This is a genomic window from Pseudomonas sp. NBRC 100443, assembly GCF_030268185.1.
In the GTDB taxonomy this organism is placed as follows: domain Bacteria; phylum Pseudomonadota; class Gammaproteobacteria; order Pseudomonadales; family Pseudomonadaceae; genus Pseudomonas; species Pseudomonas citronellolis.
In genome coordinates this window covers 60,218-76,184 of the sequence record NZ_BSQE01000031.1, presented here as the reverse complement: position 1 = coordinate 76,184, position 15,967 = coordinate 60,218, and the positions used below count along the sequence as shown (strand labels likewise).

The 15,967-nt window shown below is 69.6% G+C and carries 15 protein-coding genes; 9 read left to right on the top strand and 6 right to left on the bottom strand.

What is annotated here, in order from left to right; genetic code table 11:
- Positions 1-488: 488 nt before the first annotated feature.
- Positions 489-932 carry a multidrug/biocide efflux PACE transporter gene (locus QSJ95_RS29500; RefSeq protein ID WP_009621533.1) on the bottom strand — a complete coding sequence of 148 codons (444 nt, stop codon included), beginning with the start codon at positions 930-932 and terminating at the stop codon, positions 489-491.
- A gap of 115 nt (positions 933-1,047) precedes the next feature.
- On the opposite strand from QSJ95_RS29500, the gene QSJ95_RS29495 reads away from it, so the two are divergent.
- From QSJ95_RS29495 to QSJ95_RS29470, 6 genes are all read left to right on the top strand, one after another.
- Positions 1,048-1,908, top strand: coding sequence for a LysR family transcriptional regulator (locus QSJ95_RS29495; RefSeq protein WP_116424834.1), 861 nt, complete (start codon positions 1,048-1,050; stop codon positions 1,906-1,908).
- A gap of 94 nt (positions 1,909-2,002) precedes the next feature.
- A complete protein-coding gene (locus tag QSJ95_RS29490) occupies positions 2,003-2,920 on the top strand; it encodes an AAA family ATPase (protein ID WP_058070987.1) in 918 nt (305 codons plus the stop codon).
- A 13-nt stretch (positions 2,921-2,933) separates the two neighbouring features.
- Complete coding sequence (locus tag QSJ95_RS29485; protein WP_285647181.1) at positions 2,934-3,887, top strand: DUF58 domain-containing protein; 954 nt, start codon at positions 2,934-2,936, stop codon at positions 3,885-3,887.
- The gene (locus tag QSJ95_RS29480) at positions 3,884-5,875 is read left to right on the top strand and encodes a transglutaminase TgpA family protein (protein ID WP_285647179.1); all 1,992 of its coding nucleotides are present in this window, start codon (positions 3,884-3,886) and stop codon (positions 5,873-5,875) included. The genes QSJ95_RS29485 and QSJ95_RS29480 overlap by 4 nt, the downstream gene beginning before the upstream one ends.
- A gap of 95 nt (positions 5,876-5,970) precedes the next feature.
- On the top strand, positions 5,971-6,732 hold the full coding sequence (locus tag QSJ95_RS29475; protein ID WP_009621543.1) for a CHAD domain-containing protein: 762 nt from the start codon (positions 5,971-5,973) through the stop codon (positions 6,730-6,732).
- Between the two features lie 423 nt (positions 6,733-7,155).
- Positions 7,156-7,956, top strand: coding sequence for an acyl-CoA thioesterase (locus QSJ95_RS29470; RefSeq protein WP_285647176.1), 801 nt, complete (start codon positions 7,156-7,158; stop codon positions 7,954-7,956).
- Between the two features lie 3 nt (positions 7,957-7,959).
- On the opposite strand, the gene QSJ95_RS29465 is transcribed toward QSJ95_RS29470, so the two are convergent.
- The 3 genes from QSJ95_RS29465 to QSJ95_RS29455 form a co-directional block, all read right to left on the bottom strand.
- Complete coding sequence (locus QSJ95_RS29465) at positions 7,960-8,319, bottom strand: Mpo1-like protein (protein ID WP_009621548.1); 360 nt, start codon at positions 8,317-8,319, stop codon at positions 7,960-7,962.
- A 156-nt stretch (positions 8,320-8,475) separates the two neighbouring features.
- Positions 8,476-9,954 (bottom strand): methyl-accepting chemotaxis protein, encoded by a 1,479-nt coding sequence (locus QSJ95_RS29460; protein ID WP_009621550.1) that lies wholly within the window; start codon positions 9,952-9,954, stop codon positions 8,476-8,478.
- A gap of 138 nt (positions 9,955-10,092) precedes the next feature.
- Positions 10,093-10,908: a TatD family hydrolase gene (locus QSJ95_RS29455; protein WP_285647173.1), complete on the bottom strand. Its 816-nt coding sequence runs from the start codon at positions 10,906-10,908 to the stop codon at positions 10,093-10,095.
- A 368-nt stretch (positions 10,909-11,276) separates the two neighbouring features.
- Between QSJ95_RS29455 and QSJ95_RS29450 the strand changes: the two genes are divergently transcribed.
- The gene (locus tag QSJ95_RS29450; protein WP_043267191.1) at positions 11,277-12,701 is read left to right on the top strand and encodes an MltF family protein; all 1,425 of its coding nucleotides are present in this window, start codon (positions 11,277-11,279) and stop codon (positions 12,699-12,701) included.
- Between the two features lie 119 nt (positions 12,702-12,820).
- Positions 12,821-13,255 carry a DoxX family protein gene (locus QSJ95_RS29445; protein ID WP_009621557.1) on the top strand — a complete coding sequence of 145 codons (435 nt, stop codon included), beginning with the start codon at positions 12,821-12,823 and terminating at the stop codon, positions 13,253-13,255.
- A 66-nt stretch (positions 13,256-13,321) separates the two neighbouring features.
- On the opposite strand, the gene QSJ95_RS29440 is transcribed toward QSJ95_RS29445, so the two are convergent.
- Positions 13,322-14,353, bottom strand: coding sequence for a YeiH family protein (locus QSJ95_RS29440; protein ID WP_285647170.1), 1,032 nt, complete (start codon positions 14,351-14,353; stop codon positions 13,322-13,324).
- Between the two features lie 93 nt (positions 14,354-14,446).
- Between QSJ95_RS29440 and QSJ95_RS29435 the strand changes: the two genes are divergently transcribed.
- Positions 14,447-15,340: a LysR family transcriptional regulator gene (locus QSJ95_RS29435; protein ID WP_285647168.1), complete on the top strand. Its 894-nt coding sequence runs from the start codon at positions 14,447-14,449 to the stop codon at positions 15,338-15,340.
- On the opposite strand, the gene thpR is transcribed toward QSJ95_RS29435, so the two are convergent.
- On the bottom strand, positions 15,330-15,863 hold the full coding sequence (thpR, locus tag QSJ95_RS29430) for an RNA 2',3'-cyclic phosphodiesterase (RefSeq protein ID WP_285647166.1): 534 nt from the start codon (positions 15,861-15,863) through the stop codon (positions 15,330-15,332). The genes QSJ95_RS29435 and thpR overlap by 11 nt on opposite strands.
- Positions 15,864-15,967 lie beyond the last annotated feature (104 nt).

Genomic DNA, 15,967 nt, shown 5'->3' with positions numbered 1-15,967 from the left:
GAAGGCCGAGCGAAACCGGCGCTCAGGAGGTCATGCGACATGGATGTCGCGAGAGCCCCGCGGGCTACAGGGACGTACCCTCGGGGCGGGCCTCCGTGGCGGGGGAGTTCGTGAGGGTAGCCCGGCTTCATCGGGCCCGTATGCGGGGCAAGCCTTTTTGGTTCCTTTTGTGGCGTTTGACAAAAGGGACTCGCCCGAGGGGGCGAAACAAGACGGTCGGGCAAACTCGGAGCGGCGCAGAAACACCCAAGCCAAGGCAGCTGGGTTATTCCCCTTCGGGCCAGCGCAAGCGCTGTTCGCGATGGAGCCGCGTCCCGCGTTCGCGGGAGTGACGGGGTTGGGAGGATGACGCCTGACCGACGCTTCGCTCAGGACAGCCCCCTCTCCCGCTTGCGGGAGAGGGTTGGGGAGAGGGCGCTCTTAAGCCCAGCACCGTAGCCCCCGGCAAACCCCGTTCGCGAGCAAGCTCGCTCCTACAGGTGCCCCCCTCAACGCACCAAAACCTCCCGCGGCCGCTCCACCCACCGCGCCCGCAGCGCGTCGTACACCCAGTTGAAGGCAATGGTGTACGGCAGGAAGAACAGAATCAGCCCGATATCCAGCACGAACGCCTCCACCAGACCGATACCCAGCCACCAGGCCGCCAGCGGCACCAGCATGAAGATCAGGCCCAGCTCGAACAGCGAGGCGTGCAGCACGCGCACCGGCAGGGTGCGGGCGAACTGCAGGCGCCGCTGGGCGCGGTCGAACAGGGTGTTGTAGACCATGTTCCACAGCGTGGCGATCAGCGAGAACATCAGCGTCAGGGCGCCCATGTGGCCCAGCGGCTGGTCCATCAGCCAGGCCAGGGTCGGGGCGCAGATGGCCAGGGCGATGAATTCGAAGAGCAGGGCGTGGAACAGCCTTTCCTTCAGCGTCTTTTGCATGCTCATGGGTTTTCTCCAGATAAAGAGGGGCCCTACCGGGCCGGCTGGCGGCTATTCTCATCGGTTGAAGGGTTGTTTCGAAGTTGGCTAGCATCGGCAAAACCGATGGACGAGGCCCCCCATGCAATATTCCCCCGAATCCCTCCAGGCCTTTGCCGAGGCCGCCTGCCTGGGTTCCTTCAGCGCCGCCGCGCGCAAGCTGGGCAAGAGCCAGTCCACCGTCAGCGAGGCCATCGCCCGCCTGGAGATCGACCTGGGCCTGGAGCTGTTCGACCGCAGCGCGCGCCAGCCGAAACTGACCGAGGCCGGCAAGGCCCTGCTCGGCCGCGTCGAGGAAGTGCTGATGGCCAACGACCGCCTCGGCCAACTGGCCGGGCAGCTCTCGGCGGGAATGGAGCCGCGGCTGACCCTGGCGATGTCCGACACCTACCAGTCCGAACCCTTCGAGAAGCGCCTGGCGGAAATCGACCAGCACTTCCCGGACATCGAGTTCGAATGGCTGATCGCCGAGCACGGCGACGTCATCGACCTGGTCGGCCAGGGCCGCGCTTCCCTCGGCCTGCTCGCCGCGCAGCCGAACTACCCGCCGGACATCGGCTCGGCCACCCTCGGCGAATGCGCCGAGTTCGGCCTGTTCGTCAGCCGCGCGCACCCGCTGGCGCAGTTGGAAAAGGTCGAGCGCAGCGACCTGCTGGGCCACCGCAACCTGCGCCTGAACACCTTCATCGACGACGCCGAGCCGCCCCTGGGCGGGCGCTTCTGGTCGGCGCCGACCTACCTGCTGCTGCTGGACATGGCGGTGCTCGGCTTCGGCTGGGTGGAGCTGCCGACCTGGATGAACCAGCGCTTCGCCAACGGCCGCCTGCACCCGCTGCAGGTGCCCGGCTGGCCGCGCAGCGTGGCGGTCGACGTGGTCTGGTCGCGGCAGCGCAGCCTGGGCCCGGCGGCGCGCTGGCTGGTGCAGCGGCTGCTGGCCAGTTGAGCCGGCCCCGTCACAGTTTGTGGCCAAGCGGCCTGTTCGCTGCCGCGGCGGGCCAGTAGGATCGGACTTTTCGTCTGCACGGCACGAGGTGAGGATGCGCGGCAAGCTGGAGCAATGCCTGGAAGCGGTGGACCGGATCCTGCTGGGCAAGCAGGTCCAGGTACGCCTGGCGATGACCTGCCTGCTGGCCCGCGGGCACCTGCTGATCGAAGACCTGCCGGGGATGGGCAAGACCACCCTCAGCCATGCCCTGGCGCGGGTGCTGGGGCTGAGCTTCCAGCGCATCCAGTTCACCTCCGACCTGCTGCCCGGCGACGTGCTCGGCACCTCGGTGTTCGACAAGGACACCGGGCAGTTCGTCTTCCACCCCGGGCCGATCTTCGCCGAGCTGGTGCTGGCAGACGAGATCAACCGCGCCACGCCCAAGGCGCAGAGCGCGCTGCTGGAGGCCATGGAAGAGGGCCAGGTGACCATCGAGGGCGCCACCCGGCCGCTGCCCGAGCCCTTCTTCGTGATCGCCACGCAGAACCCGGTGACCCAGGGCGGCACCTTCGCTCTGCCCGAATCCCAGCTCGACCGCTTCCTCATGCGCCTGTCCCTGGGCTACCCCGGACGCGCGGCGGAGAAGGCCCTGCTGCTGGGCGAGGCGCGCCGCGACCTGCTGCCGCGGCTGGAGCCGATCCTCACCCCCGGCGAGCTGGCGGCGCTGCAGGCCGAGGTGCCGAAGGTCCACGTCAGCGACGCCCTGGTCGACTACGTGCTGCGCCTGGCCGAGGCCACCCGCAGCCAGCCGGCCTTCGCCCTCGGCCTGTCGCCGCGCGGCAGCCTGGCGCTGCTGGCCGCGGCGCGCGCCTGGGCCTTGCTGGCCGGGCGCGACTACGCCATCCCCGAGGACGTCCAGGCGGTGCTGCCGTCGGTGGCCGGGCACCGCCTGCGCGACCAGGCCGACCCTTCCGGGCACGGCGGCGGCGCCCTGGTGCAATGGCTGCAGCGCGAAGTCCCGGCGCTATGAGCGGGGCCCGGCCATGCTGGTGAAGGTCCGCCCGCTGTGGCAGAGCTGGATCGCCCGGCGCATTCCGCCGTCGCCCTCGCTGCAACTGAACCAGCGGCGTATCTTCATCATCCCCACGGGGCAGGGCGTGGCCTTCGGCGTCGCCGTGGTCCTGCTGCTGCTCACCGCCATCAACTACCAGAACAGCCTGGCCTACGGCCTGACCTTCCTGCTGCTGTCGCTGTTCATCGTCGCCATCCTGCACACCTACCGTAACCTCGGCGGCCTGCGCCTCACCGCGCTGGGCGCGCTGCCGGTGTTCGTCGGCGAGCAGGTCTGCTTCCGCGTGCGCCTGGAAGGCGAAGGCCGCGAACGCCGGGCCATCGGCCTCGGCTGGTCGGAACAGGCGCTGCAGTACGCCGACGTGCGCGCCAATGGCGCCGAGGAACTGCTGCTGACGCTGCCGGCCGAGCGCCGCGGCTGGCTGCGCCCGGGCCGCCTGCGGGTGGAGAGCCGCTTCCCCCTGGGCCTGCTGGTGGCCTGGAGCTGGCTCGACCTGGACCAGGCCGGCCTGGTCTACCCGCGTCCGCTGCCCGCCGACCTGCCCCTGGAAGGCGGCCGCGCCGACGAGCACGACGAGGGCCTGCGCGCCAGCGGCAGCGGCGCCGACGACTTCCAGGGCCTGCGCCCCTACCAGAGCGGCGACTCGCGCCGGCGTCTGCACTGGAAGGCCTACTCCCGCGGCCAGGGCCTGTTGGTGAAGGACTTCGCCGCGCTCAGCGGGCGCGACCTCTGGCTGGACTTCGAGCTGCTCGGCGGCGACGTCGAGACGCGCCTGTCCTGTCTCTGCCACTGGGTGCTGCAGCTGTCCCTGCGCGGCCAGAGCTTCGGCCTGCGCCTGCCCGGCGTGCAGCTGCCGCTGGCCAGCGGCGACGCCCATCGCGGCGTCTGCCTGCGCGAACTGGCGCTGTTCGGAGTACGGCCGTGAGCCAGCAGCCGATCCCGCGCATCGCCCTGACCTGGCTGCTGGTGGCCCAGGCCCTGGTGATACTGCCGCACCTGGAGCACCTGCCGTTCTGGGTGGTGGGCTTCTGGCTCGGCTGCGCGGCCTGGCGCGTGCAGGTCTACCGCATGCGCGCGCGCTACCCCAACGGCCTGGCCAAGCTGGCCCTGGTGATCGCCGCCGGCATCGGCGTGTGGCTGTCGCGCGGCTCGCTGATCGGCCTGGACGCCGGCGTGGTGCTGCTGATCGCCGCTTTCGTCATCAAGCTGGTGGAGCTGAAGACGCGCCGCGACGCCCTGGTCCTGATCCTGCTCGGCTTCTTCGCCGTGGCCACCAGCTACCTGTTCGACGCCAGCCTGCTGGCCGCGGCCTTCAGCCTGCTGCCGGTCACCGCGCTGCTGGCGGCGCTGATCGGCCTGCAGCAGAGCAGCTTCGCCGAAGGCCCCTGGCGCACCCTGCGCCTGGCCGGCGGCCTGCTGCTGCAGGCGCTGCCGCTGATGCTCCTGCTGTTCCTGCTGTTCCCGCGCCTGGGCCCGCTGTGGTCGCTGCCGCTGCCCGGCGGCCAGGCCACCACCGGGCTCAGCGACTCGATGATGCCCGGCGACTTCGTCGAGCTGAGCCAGTCCACCGAGCTGGCCTTCCGCGTCAAGTTCGACGACGCCGCGCCGCCCCAGGAGCAGCTCTACTGGCGCGCCCTGACCCTGGAGAATTTCGACGGCCAGCGCTGGACGCAGTCCTGGCAGGGGCGCAGCGAACGAGCGCCGGACTGGCGCAGGCAGGGGCCATCGCTGAGCTACCAGGTGATCATGCAGCCCAGCTCGCGGCCCTGGTTGTTCACCCTCGACGTCGCCGAGGGCGGCCCGGACGACGCGCGCATGATGAGCGACTTCCGCCTGGAGCGGCGGCGCCCGGTGCAGGACGTGCTGATGTACCGCGCCAGCTCCTGGCCCCGGGCCCTGCGCGAGCCGGACAGCAGCGCCACGGCGCTGCGCCGCGACCTGCAGCTGCCGGCCCGCGGCAACCCGCGCGCGCGGGCCTGGGCCGCAGAGCTGCGCGAGCGCTACCCGCAGCCCGAGGCGCTGGTGCAGGCGGTGCTGCGCCACTTCCACGACCAGCCCTACGCCTACACCCTGCGTCCGCCGGCCACCGGCGAGGAGCGCATCGACGGCTTCCTGTTCGACACCCGCCGCGGCTTCTGCGAGCACTACGCCGGGGCCATGACCTTCGTCCTGCGCGCGGCCGGCATCCCGGCGCGGGTGGTCACCGGCTACCAGGGCGGCGAGCTGAACCCGGCCGGCGACTACCTGCTGGTGCATCAGTTCGACGCCCACGCCTGGGTCGAGTACTGGTCGCCGGGCGCGGGCTGGCGCAGCGTCGACCCGACCTTCCAGGTCGCCCCCTCGCGCATCGAGCGCGGCCTGCAGGCGGCGCTGGCGGAGGAGGGCAGCTTCCTCGCCGACTCGCCCTTCGCCCGCCTGCGCTATGGCGGTTTCGGCCTGCTCAGCCAACTGCGCCTGAGCTGGGACAACCTCAACTACGACTGGCAGCGCTGGGTGCTGGGCTACCAGGGCGAGCAGCAGGCGGGCCTGCTGCGGGCCTGGTTCGGCGAGCGCGACAGCCTCTGGACCGGCGTGCTGCTGGTGGGCGGCGGGGCGCTGTCGCTGGGCCTGCTGGCGCTGCTGCTGTTCAAGCCCTGGCGGCGGACGCGGGATGCGCAGCTGCGCAGCTTCGAGCGCTTCGAACAGCTTCTGGCTGCCCAGGGCCTGCAGCGCCACGCCGGCGAAGGGCCGCGCGCCTTCGCCGAGCGGGCGATGGTTGCGCTGCCGGCCCAGGCCGCGAGTATCCAGGCCTACCTGGCGGCGTTCGAGCGCCAGCGCTACGCCGGCGCCGGTTCCGCGCCGCAGGAACTGCGCGAGCACCTGGCGCGGCTGCGCCGGCAACTGCCCTGGCGGCTGGCCCGGCGCGGTCGCTGAAATGCCTTGCGACCATCGGCCACGGGCGGCGGCTTGCCGCCGATGCGCCGCCAGCTAACCTCATAGATTCCAGGCCCCGACGGACGGAGTTCGCCGTGTCATCCTTCAGCGACTATCTGGTTTCCCATGTGATCGAGCAGGAGGTGGCCTTGTTCGCGGCCTCCGAGCGCCTGCGCGCGCGCTCCGACAGCGAGGCCCTGCACGACCTGCGCATCGCCGTGCGGCGCCTGCGCAGCCTGCTGCATCCGGCCCAGGGCATGCCCGGCATCGACGAGATCGAGGCGGCGCTGAGCGAACTGGGCCGCCTGAGCGGGCCGCTGCGCGACCTCGAAGTGCTGCTGCCGGTGCTGGAAGCCGAAGGCCTGGAAAAGGCCGCCGCATTGCGCCGGCCGGCGCTGACCTCCGGCTACCTGGCGCTGCTCGCCAGCCCGCAGTGGGACCGGCTGATGCGCCTGCTCGACGGCTGGCCGATGCTCTGGCGCACCGCCGAACGCCACGGCGTGCTCGAAGGCCTGCACGCCCAGGTGCGCAAGCGCCTGGCCAAGCAGTGGCACAAGCTGCGCGAAGCCCTCAAGGACCCGGCCCACGACCGCCATCGCCTGCGCCTGCTGATCAAGCGCGTGCGCTACGCCCTGGAGGCCTACCCGAAGGATTCGCCCTTGCCGCAGAAGGTGCTGGCGCCGCTGAAGGAGGCCCAGTCCACCCTGGGCACCTGGCACGACTACGAGCAGTGGCTGATCCGCAGCGAGCGCGAACTCGACCTGATGCCCCTGCAGCCGCACTGGAACGCCCTGCACGACCTGGCCGAGCGGGATGCCGACGAGAGCCTGGAGCGGCTGCTCAAGGCGCTGGGCTGAGCGCCATCCGCCGTTTTCAGCGACGGATGATCGCGGACGGAGTCGTCCTACCTTGCGCGGAGGTGCTCTTCGTAGGATGGATTGAGCTTGCGATACCCATGCTGCCGTGGTGATGGGTATCGCTTCGCTCAACGCCATCCTACGAAAAGCCGTGCTTCCTGGAACCGTAGGCGCGGACTCCGTCCGCGATTGGTTCATCAACCACGCCGTTTGACCATGGCATCCGGCCGCTCCGGGCTCAGCCTTGGCGCGGCTCATGGCTTGGGTATCTCGGCGGATAACCGCCACAGGGTCATGCCTCACTCCCATCTATGAACGAACATTCGCCCCTTGAGTGGACCCGCGTTCAGCCCTAAGGATGGTTGCCAGCCCCGCCGCCTTTCCCCCTAAGATGCCCCCTGACCCACTCAGCAGGAGGCGACGATGACCTTTCCCGAACTCATCCAGGCGGTGCGCAGTGCACCCACGAGCGTGGTGATCCCGGCGCAGTGGGGCCAGGGGCGCGCCAGTTTCGGCGGCCTGGTGGCGGCCATGGCCTACGAGGCGATGGCCGCCGTTGCCGAGGCCGGGCGGCCATTGCGTTCGCTGGCCGTTACCTTCGTCGGCCCCGTCGAGCCGGAAGTGCCGGTGAGCTTCCAGGCCGAGGTGCTGCGCGAGGGCAAGGCGGTCAGCCAGGTGTTCTGCCGCGCCGTGCAGAACGGCCAGGTACTGACCCTGGCCCAGGCCAGCTTCGGCCTGCCGCGCGAATCGGTGGTGCAGGTCGAGGGCCTGCCGGCGCCGGCCTTCAAGGCGGTGGACGACTGCCAGGAGCTGCCCTTCATCCGCAAGCTGATGCCCGAGTTCACCCGCCACATCGCCATGCGCTGGGCCGTGGGCGGCATGCCCTTTTCGTCGAGCACTTCACGGGAAATGGGCGGCTGGATGCGCTTTCGCGGCGACGGCGTGGGCGACGAGCCGATGGAGGTCAGCCACCTGCTGGCGTTGATCGATGCCTGGCCGCCGGCGACCCTGCCGATGCTCAAGACGCCGGCGCCGTCCAGCTCGCTGACCTGGACCATCGAATTCGTCCAGCCGCAACCGGCCCTGCCGGCCAACGGCTGGTGCCAGTACCTGGCGACCATCGAACACGCCCGCGACGGCTACGGGCACATCGCCGCCCAGTGCTGGACGGCGGATGGCCAGTTGCTGGCGATCTCGCGGCAGACCGCGACCATCTTCGGCTAGGGCTCAGCGCCGGCGGTTGCGCCAGGCGCGCCACCAGGCGCCGCTGAGGACGAAGCGCGGGAAGGTGACGAACTGCTCGGCGAGCAGGCGGCTCACGGCGTCCTTGCGGTCGCTGAACGGCTCGGGGGCCTGTTCCTCCAGCTTGTGTCCGCGGCCCTGGATGGCCAGCGCCGCGACCATGCCGATGACGCCCAGCAGGATGCTGCCCAGGCTCAGCTTGAACAGCCCGCCCAGCAGCACCAGGGCGGCGACCACGAACAGCGGCACCGCCACCAGGTGCAACGCCAGGTTGGTCGGGTTGCGGTGGTTGGCGGCGTAGCCTTGCCATTGCCAGGCGAACAGGTTGGGATGACGTTTGCCCATAGGCGGACTCCTTTTCCGGTCTTGCCCGTTTTCACGGACGCTTGCACAAAGTCTAGGTCTCTGGCGGGTGCGCGGCGAGTGACTATCGCCTATGGCTTCGATAGCCGGAAACGGCGCGGCCCGGACAATGCCGGGCCGCGTGGCAGAGCGGGGCGATTACAGGCGCAGCTGGCGGATCGCCCGGCTCAGCTCGCCGGCCAGCTCGGCCAACTGGTGGCTGGTGCCGGCCGAATCCACCGTCTGCTGCACGGTCAGCTCGGTGACGTCGCGGATGCCCACCACCGAGCGCGTCATCTCCTCGGCCACCTGGCTCTGCTGCTCGGCGGCCACGGCGATCTGCGTGTTGCTCTCGCGCATCAGCGCCACCGCCCCGGCGATGGCCGCCAGCGCCTCGCCGGCCTCCTGGGCCTGCTCGACGCAGCCGTCGGCCTTGATCGAGCTTTCCTGCATGAATTCCACGGCGTCGCGGGTGCCGGACTGCAGGGCGTTGATCATCTGGGTGATCTCGTCGGTGGAGTCCTGCACGCGCTTGGCCAGGTTGCGCACCTCGTCGGCCACCACGGCGAAGCCGCGGCCCATCTCGCCGGCGCGGGCGGCCTCGATGGCGGCGTTGAGGGCGAGCAGGTTGGTCTGCTCGGCGATGCCATGGATGACGCTGACCACGCTGCTGATCTTCTGGCTGTCCTCGGCCAGCTGCTGGATCATCTGCGCGGTCTGTTGCACACCCTGGGACAGCCCGGCGATGGACTCGCCGACGCGGCCCACCACCTGCTGGCCGGCGCCGGCCAGGCGGTCGGCTTCCTGCGACTGGTCGCGGGTGTCGGCGGCGTGCTGGGCGATGTGGTGCACGGTGGTGGACATCTCGTTGATCGCGGTGGCGGCCTGGTCGGTCTCGCTCTGCTGGCCGAGCATGCCCTGGCGCACCTGGCCCATGCTCTGGGCGAGGGTGCGCGCGCCTTCGTCGAGGCGGCCGGCGGCCTGGGCCACGGTGCCGACCACGCGCTGGTAGCCGGCCTGCATGGCGTTGAAGGCAGTGGCCATCTGGCCCACCTCGTCGCGGCTGTCCAGCGGCACGCGGGCGGAAAGGTCGCCGCTGCGCTCCACGTGCTGCATCACATCGCGCAGTTTCAGCAGGTGGGTGAGGATGAAGCGGATCAGCAGTTGCGAGGCGGCCAGCAGGGCCATCATCAGCACCAGCACCGCGCCGGCGTAAGCCAGGGCGCGCTCGCCGAACACCTGCCAGAGATCGGCCCCGGGGGCCAGCACCGCGATGCGCTGGCCGTCGCCGGCATCCCGCACCCAGGCGCCGGCCAGCGGGCCGAGGCGGCTGGAGGCGCCGCCCAGGTCGACCCAGCCGTTGCCGCGAGCCAGCGCGCCGGTGTCCACGCCCGGCAGTTGCGGGGCGCTGCCGCTGGCGAAGCTCAGCAGGTTGTCGGCGCTGGGCAGCGCCGTGCCGGCCGGCCAGTTCTGCAGCAGCCGGGCCTGGGCCTCGGCGCCCTGGCGGGCGGCCTGGTTGCGTGCGTCCACCTCCTGGTGCATGGCGAACAGCACGAGCAGCAAGGTGGTGAAGAAGGCGACCGCGTTCACGGCCCAGAACTTGTACTTCAGAGAGATATCGCGGATCCAGGCGCCCATGGGGATGCTTCTTGTAGTGGGAATGATGGCTTTTGGCCTTCATTCTCGTTGAAGAGAAGAAGTCTGTCTTGATGAGGGTCAAGACAGCTTCGCCTCCCAGGTTAGCGTCGCTTTCCGGACATTCTTGAGGGGTATTCGTCAGCCTTGTTCGGCAATTTCCGACAGGCCAAAGAAGCGCCGGGCGCAGGCCGTGGTATGGGCTGCCAGGTCGTCTTCCGTCTCGCCGCGATGCAGGGCGGTGACGCGCAGCACTTCGGGGAGGAAGGCCGGCTCGTTCTGCCCGTGCTTGGGCTTGGGCCGCAGGCTGCGCGGCAGCAGGTAGGGGGCGTCGCTCTCGAGCATCAGGCGGCCGCGGGGGATCTCCCGCACCAGTTCCTGCAGGTGGGTGCCGCGGCGCTCGTCGCAGATCCAGCCGGTGATGCCGATGTGCAGGTCGAGATCGAGATAGTTGTAGAGCGTGCGCCGCTCGCCGGTGAAACAATGCACCACGGCGGCCGGCAACTGGTCGCGGAAGCCCTTGAGGATGGCCAGCAGGCGCTCGCCGGCGTCGCGCTCGTGGATGAACACCGGGCGCTGCAACTCCACGGCCAGGGCCAACTGCTCCTCGAAGGCCTTTTCCTGTTGCGGCCGCGGCGAGAAATCCCGATTGAAGTCAAGGCCGCACTCGCCCACCGCGCGTACTCTGTCTTCCGCCAGCAGGCCCCGCAGGGTGGCGGCGCTGGCGCTGTTCCACTGCGAAGCATCGTGCGGGTGGACGCCGGCGGTGCAGAACAGCCGTTGGCCGCTTTCGTCGCGTTCTCGGCACAGGCGCAGGGCGGCTTCGCTCTCGTCGAGGCTGGTGCCGGTCAGCACCATCTGCACCACGCCGGCGCCGATGGCCTGCTCGATGACCGCCTGTAGCCGGTTGGCGAAAGTCGGGTGAGTGAGGTTGACGCCAATGTCGATCAGTTGCATGGTTCTTCCCTTCGGGCGGGCAGCATAGCAGAATCCCCTGTTTTCTTAAGAAAGTCTTAAAAAACAGCCTGTTGAATGCACTTGTGAAAGTGCTTCGGGAATTTTGGATTGGCATCGATCTCCGCTTGTGAGACGCTCGCGCCCCTTTTTTCGGGGCCGGGAACTTGCGGAGGGCGCCGCTTTCTTAGGACCTCGTTTACGATCTCGCGAGCTAGAGCAGAACAAGGCAAAAACAGGCGAGGAAGCGCAGTTTAGATTTCTAAATGAGCATTACTCGCCTGTTTTTAACGCAGTTATGCCGACGCGCAGCAGATCGTAATCAGGTTCTCAGTGGACCGCCGGCGAATGACCACTCCTTGGAGACCTGGATGACGCGACTGCTGCTGCTCACTCTCTGCTTGCTGGCATGGCTGCCGCAGCCGGCGGCCGCGCGCCTGACCAGCCAGCCGGACAACTGGCAGCGCGAGAGCGCCGACACCCGCGACCTGGCCAGCATCCGCAGCAGCGGCGTGCTGCGCGTGCTGGTCAACCAGAGCCGCAACAGCTCCGGCGAGATCAAGGGCGAGCCCATCGGCGTCGAGTACAACCGCCTGCGCGCCTTCGAGCAATACCTCAACGACAACGCCCCCGGGCGCAAGCCGCTCACGCTGAAGTTCATTCCCAAGGCCAAGGACCAGTTGCTGGCCGCGCTGCTGCGTGGCGAAGGCGACCTGGTCGCCCCCGGCGAGGTGCTGGTGGCCCGCGACGGCCAGGACGTCGCCGCCAGCCTGCCGTGGCGCCAGGATGTGCCGCTGGTGCTGGTTTCGCGCCAGGGCAACAAGCGCTATGCGCGCCTGGAGCAACTGGCCGGCAAGCGCATCGCCCTGGCCCCCGGCAGCGCCGCCGGCGAGGCCATCGGGCAGGTCAACGAGCGCCTGGCGCAACGCCATCTGGCGCCCATCGGCATCGACTGGGTGGACCCGTCCCTGGCGGTGGAAGACGTGCTGGAGATGGTCCAGGCCGGCATCTACCCCTGCACCGTGGTGGAACAGCCGATCGCCGAGCGCTGGGCCAAGGTGTTCAAGAAGATCCGCATCGACCGCCACCTGGTGCTCGACAACCGGCGGAACATGACCTGGTACGTGCGCCGCGACGCCTCCATGCTGCACGCCAGCGTCGACCGCTTCCTCAAGGACTACCACGCCCCGGCGGAGCAGGACGGCAACTTCCAGCGCCTGTACCGCCACGCCTACCAGGTGCGCAACCCGTTGGAGAAGGGCGACCGCAAGAAGCTCGAAGCGGTGCGCCCGACCCTGCAGCGCTTCGCCGAGCAGTACCGCCTCGACTGGCTGGCCCTGGCCGCGGTGGCCTACAAGGAATCCAACCTCACCCCCGGCGCCCGCGGCGCGTCCGGCGCCACCGGGCTGATGCAGGTCACCCCGGCGGCGGCGCGCAGCGTCGGGCTGCGTTCGGTGGAGGGCAAGGAGAACAACGTGCAGGCCGCCAGCAAGTACCTGGCCATGCTGCGCCGCAGCTACTTCAACAGCCCGCGCATGGACGAGCACGAGCGCCTGGGCTTCATCCTCGCCGCCTACAACATCGGCGCCGAGCGCGTCCAGGGCCTGCGCGCCCAGGCCCGCCGCCAGGGCCTGAACCCGGACCGCTGGTTCTTCCAGGTGGAGCGCGTGGCGGCCCAGGAAGTGGGCATGGGCGTGGTGAACTACGTCAGCAGCGTCAACAAGTACTATCTTGCCTATCAGCGGGAGCGCGATGGGTTGGAGTCCCGGCAGCGGGTAGCTTCCGTCCAGAAGTAATCGGTCTTTCCGATATGTTTTAGCGTGTTTTTGCGCTTTTTGTATCGATTGAATGATCTATATTGCTTCTCACGCAACGACGGTTGCCTCACCCACTTTCCTCTGCACAAGGACGCACCATGAACGCTCTCGTCAAATCCATTCTGTCCACCAACGCCGGCGTCGGCCTGGCCGTGCTGCGCATCACCACCGGCCTGACCTTCATGGCCCACGGCTCGCAGAAGCTCTTCGGCCTGTTCGGCGGCCCGGGCCTGTCGGGCATGGCCCAGTGGCTGGAATCCCTCGGCGTGACCCCCGGTTACCTGATGGCCACCCTGGCGGGCAGCGCGGAGTTCTTCGGCGGGCTGTTCCTGGTGCTCGGCCTGCTGGTGCGCCTGGCCAGCATCCCGCTGATCGTCGCCATGCTGGTGGCCGTGTTCAGCGTGCACATCGCCAACGGCTTCTTCATCACCAACAACGGCTTCGAATACGCCTTCACCCTGATCATGATCAGCGTGGCCCTGCTCATCAGCGGCGCCGGTCCCTTCTCCCTGGACCGCAAGCTCTCCAGCTGAGCGACCCCGCGGCCATGAAAAAGGCGGATGCCCAGCGGCATCCGCCTTTTTTATTTTCATTGTGCTTCAGCCCAGCAGGTGCTGCACGCCGCTGTTGATCAGGCCGCCGCCCACCAGCAGGAAGACGAACAGCCCGGCGCCCAGCAGCAGCGGTTTGGGGCCTTCGCGGCGCAGGTCGCCGAGGCGGGTGGCCAGGCCCAGGGCGGCCATGGCCATGCCCAGCAGCACGTCGTCCAGCTGCTGCAGCGGCGCCAGCCAGGCTTCCGGCACCAGGCCCAGTGAGCGCAGGCCGGTGACCAGCAGGAAGGCCACGGCGAAGCCGGGGATGTGCAGGCGGCGCCGGCCTTCGCCGGCCGCTTCCTCGCTGGCGGCGAAGCGCCCCAGGCAGAGCAGCGCCGGGGCCAGCAGCAGGACGCGGAGCATCTTGCTGATCAGCGCGGCGTCGGCGGCGGCCGGGTCCATGGCGCGGCCGGCGGCGACCACCTGGGCCACCTCATGGATGGTCGAGCCGCTGAAGATGCCGAAGGCCTTGGCGCTGCCGAACAGGTGCGGCAGGTGGGCGAACAGCAGCGGGTGCAGGAGCATGGCCAGGGTGCCGAACAGCACCACGGTGGCCACCGCCACGGCGGTGTGCTCGGCGCGGGCGCGCAGCACCGGGCTGCTCGCCATGACCGCGGCGGCGCCGCAGATGGCGCTGCCGGCGCCGATCAGCAGGGCGCTCTCGCGCGGCAGCTTGAGCCAGCGCACGCCGACCCAGCCGGCGACCAGCAGGGTGCTGGCGACCATCAGCACATCGATCACCAGCGCCGCCGGGCCGAGGGCGGCGATGTCCTGGAAGGTCAGGCGCAGGCCGTAGAGCACCACGCCCAGGCGCAGCAGTCGCTGGCGCGACAGCTCGACGCCGGGGCGCAGGCCGCCGAAGCGGGCCAGGCCGAGGTTGCCCAGCAGCAGGCCGAGGAGGATGGCCAGGGTCAGGCTGCCCAGGCCGAGGTGACTGATGGCGGGGATGCGCACCAGCAGGTTGGCGGCGCCGGCGATCAGCAGGCAGAGCAGGGCGCCGGGGACCAGGTAGGGCGTGCGGCGCAGGCGGGTAAGCATGACGGGCTCCTTGTGTAAGGTGCTGCCATGGTGCGCGGCGGACGCTTAGTGTAAAAACGGATTGTTCTTATTAGATCAAACGGTTTTATCGATATGGCCCCGCGAATCACCCTGCGCCAACTGGCCACCTTCACCGCCATCGCCGAGCACGGCAATGTGACCCAGGCGGCCGCCGCCATCGCGCTTTCGCAATCGGCGGCCAGCCAGGCGTTGCAGGAGTTGGAGCGCACCCTGCAGACGCGCCTGTTCGACCGCAGCGGCAAGCGCCTGGCGCTCAACGACAACGGCCGCGCCCTGTATCCCCGGGCCTGCGCCCTGCTGGCCCAGGGCGCCGAGCTGGAGACGCTGTTCCAGCACGCGCCGGTGCAACTGGCCCTGGGCGCCAGCCGCAGCATCGGCGGCTACCTGCTGCCGCGGGTGATGGCCGGGTTCCTCGCCGAACTGCCGGACAGCCGCCTGCAACTGCAGGTGGCCAACAGCCGCGAGATCCTGGCCGCGCTCTGCGAGTTCCGCCTGGACGTGGCCTACATCGAGTCGCCCATCCAGCATCCGCAGGTGCAATTGTTGCCGTGGATCGAGGACGAGCTGTTGCTGGTCGCGGCGCCCGAGCATCCGCTGGCGCGGGCGGCGCAGGTGACCTTCGAACAGTTGGCGGCGACACGCTGGATCCTCCGCGAGGCCGGCTCCGGCACCCGGGTGACTTTCGAGCAGCAGGTGCTGCCGCGCCTGGGCAGCCTGGCGGCGCCGCTGGAGGTGAGCAACGCCGAGGCGATCAAGCACCTGGTGGCCAGCGGGGCCGGCATCAGCTGCCTGTCGCGGCGGGTGGTGGCCGACGAGTTGGCCAGCGGCGAGCTGGTCGCCCTGGACAATCCCCTGGGGCCGCTGCGGCGCACCTTCTTCCGCGCGCTGCACGTGGACAAGTACCCGACCCAGGGGCTGCGTCGCTTCCTCGATTACGCCGAGGTGTGGGCGGCGCTCAATCGCTGAGCGGCCGTTCGCCGTCCAGGGGCCAGCGGCCGATGGCCCGGTAATGCACGCCGTGGGGACCGTTTTCCGAGCTGTACAGCACCAGCTCGCGGGCCGGCCAGGCGAATTGCGCCTCGGCATCGGGCGCATGGCGGCAGTGGCGGGCCAGGGTCAGGTGCGGGCGGAAGGGCCGCCGCTCGAGCTCGAAGCCGCTGACCTGCAGGGCGTCTTGCAGGGCCTGGACCAGGCTGGGCAGCGCCGGCGGGATGGTCGTCGGCGCCAGGTGCAGGATGCCGTTGCGCCAGCGTTCCACGCGGTCCAGCAGCAGTTCGAAGGGCGTGCGCGGCAGGCTTGCGCCCAAGGCCAGCAGCTCGGCCTTGCGGGCGCGCGGCACCGAACCGAGGAAGGCCAGGGTGAGGTGCAGGTTGGCCGCCGCCACCGGCTGGCCGTCGATGACCAGGCCGTCGCGCCAGGCGGCCAGGGGCGCGCGGATTTCCTCCGGGCAGGGCAGGGCGAAGAACAGGCGCAGGGGGGGGGTGCTCATCGGGGCTCTCTCGTCAGCCGGAAGTCGCCTTGACAGTATCGCCGGGGCTTCTCTAGGATGCCGCACAGCGCCGATTTAAGTAGCAACTTGCGGGGCGCTGATGC

Bases quoted from the DNA above. Each gene is read 5' to 3' on its own strand.
- QSJ95_RS29495 (WP_116424834.1), top strand. From the start codon at position 1,048: ATGCAATATTCCCCCGAATCCCTCCAGGCCTTTGCCGAGGCCGCCTGC.
- QSJ95_RS29490 (WP_058070987.1), top strand. From the start codon at position 2,003: ATGCGCGGCAAGCTGGAGCAATGCCTGGAAGCGGTGGACCGGATCCTG.
- QSJ95_RS29455 (WP_285647173.1), bottom strand. From the start codon at position 10,908: ATGCAACTGATCGACATTGGCGTCAACCTCACTCACCCGACTTTCGCC.
- QSJ95_RS29485 (WP_285647181.1), top strand. From the start codon at position 2,934: ATGCTGGTGAAGGTCCGCCCGCTGTGGCAGAGCTGGATCGCCCGGCGC.
- QSJ95_RS29435 (WP_285647168.1), top strand. From the start codon at position 14,447: ATGGCCCCGCGAATCACCCTGCGCCAACTGGCCACCTTCACCGCCATC.
- QSJ95_RS29470 (WP_285647176.1), top strand. From the start codon at position 7,156: ATGACCTTTCCCGAACTCATCCAGGCGGTGCGCAGTGCACCCACGAGC.
- QSJ95_RS29500 (WP_009621533.1), bottom strand. From the start codon at position 932: ATGAGCATGCAAAAGACGCTGAAGGAAAGGCTGTTCCACGCCCTGCTC.
- thpR (WP_285647166.1), bottom strand. From the start codon at position 15,863: ATGAGCACCCCCCCCCTGCGCCTGTTCTTCGCCCTGCCCTGCCCGGAG.
- QSJ95_RS29445 (WP_009621557.1), top strand. From the start codon at position 12,821: ATGAACGCTCTCGTCAAATCCATTCTGTCCACCAACGCCGGCGTCGGC.
- QSJ95_RS29460 (WP_009621550.1), bottom strand. From the start codon at position 9,954: ATGGGCGCCTGGATCCGCGATATCTCTCTGAAGTACAAGTTCTGGGCC.
- QSJ95_RS29450 (WP_043267191.1), top strand. From the start codon at position 11,277: ATGACGCGACTGCTGCTGCTCACTCTCTGCTTGCTGGCATGGCTGCCG.
- QSJ95_RS29465 (WP_009621548.1), bottom strand. From the start codon at position 8,319: ATGGGCAAACGTCATCCCAACCTGTTCGCCTGGCAATGGCAAGGCTAC.
- QSJ95_RS29440 (WP_285647170.1), bottom strand. From the start codon at position 14,353: ATGCTTACCCGCCTGCGCCGCACGCCCTACCTGGTCCCCGGCGCCCTG.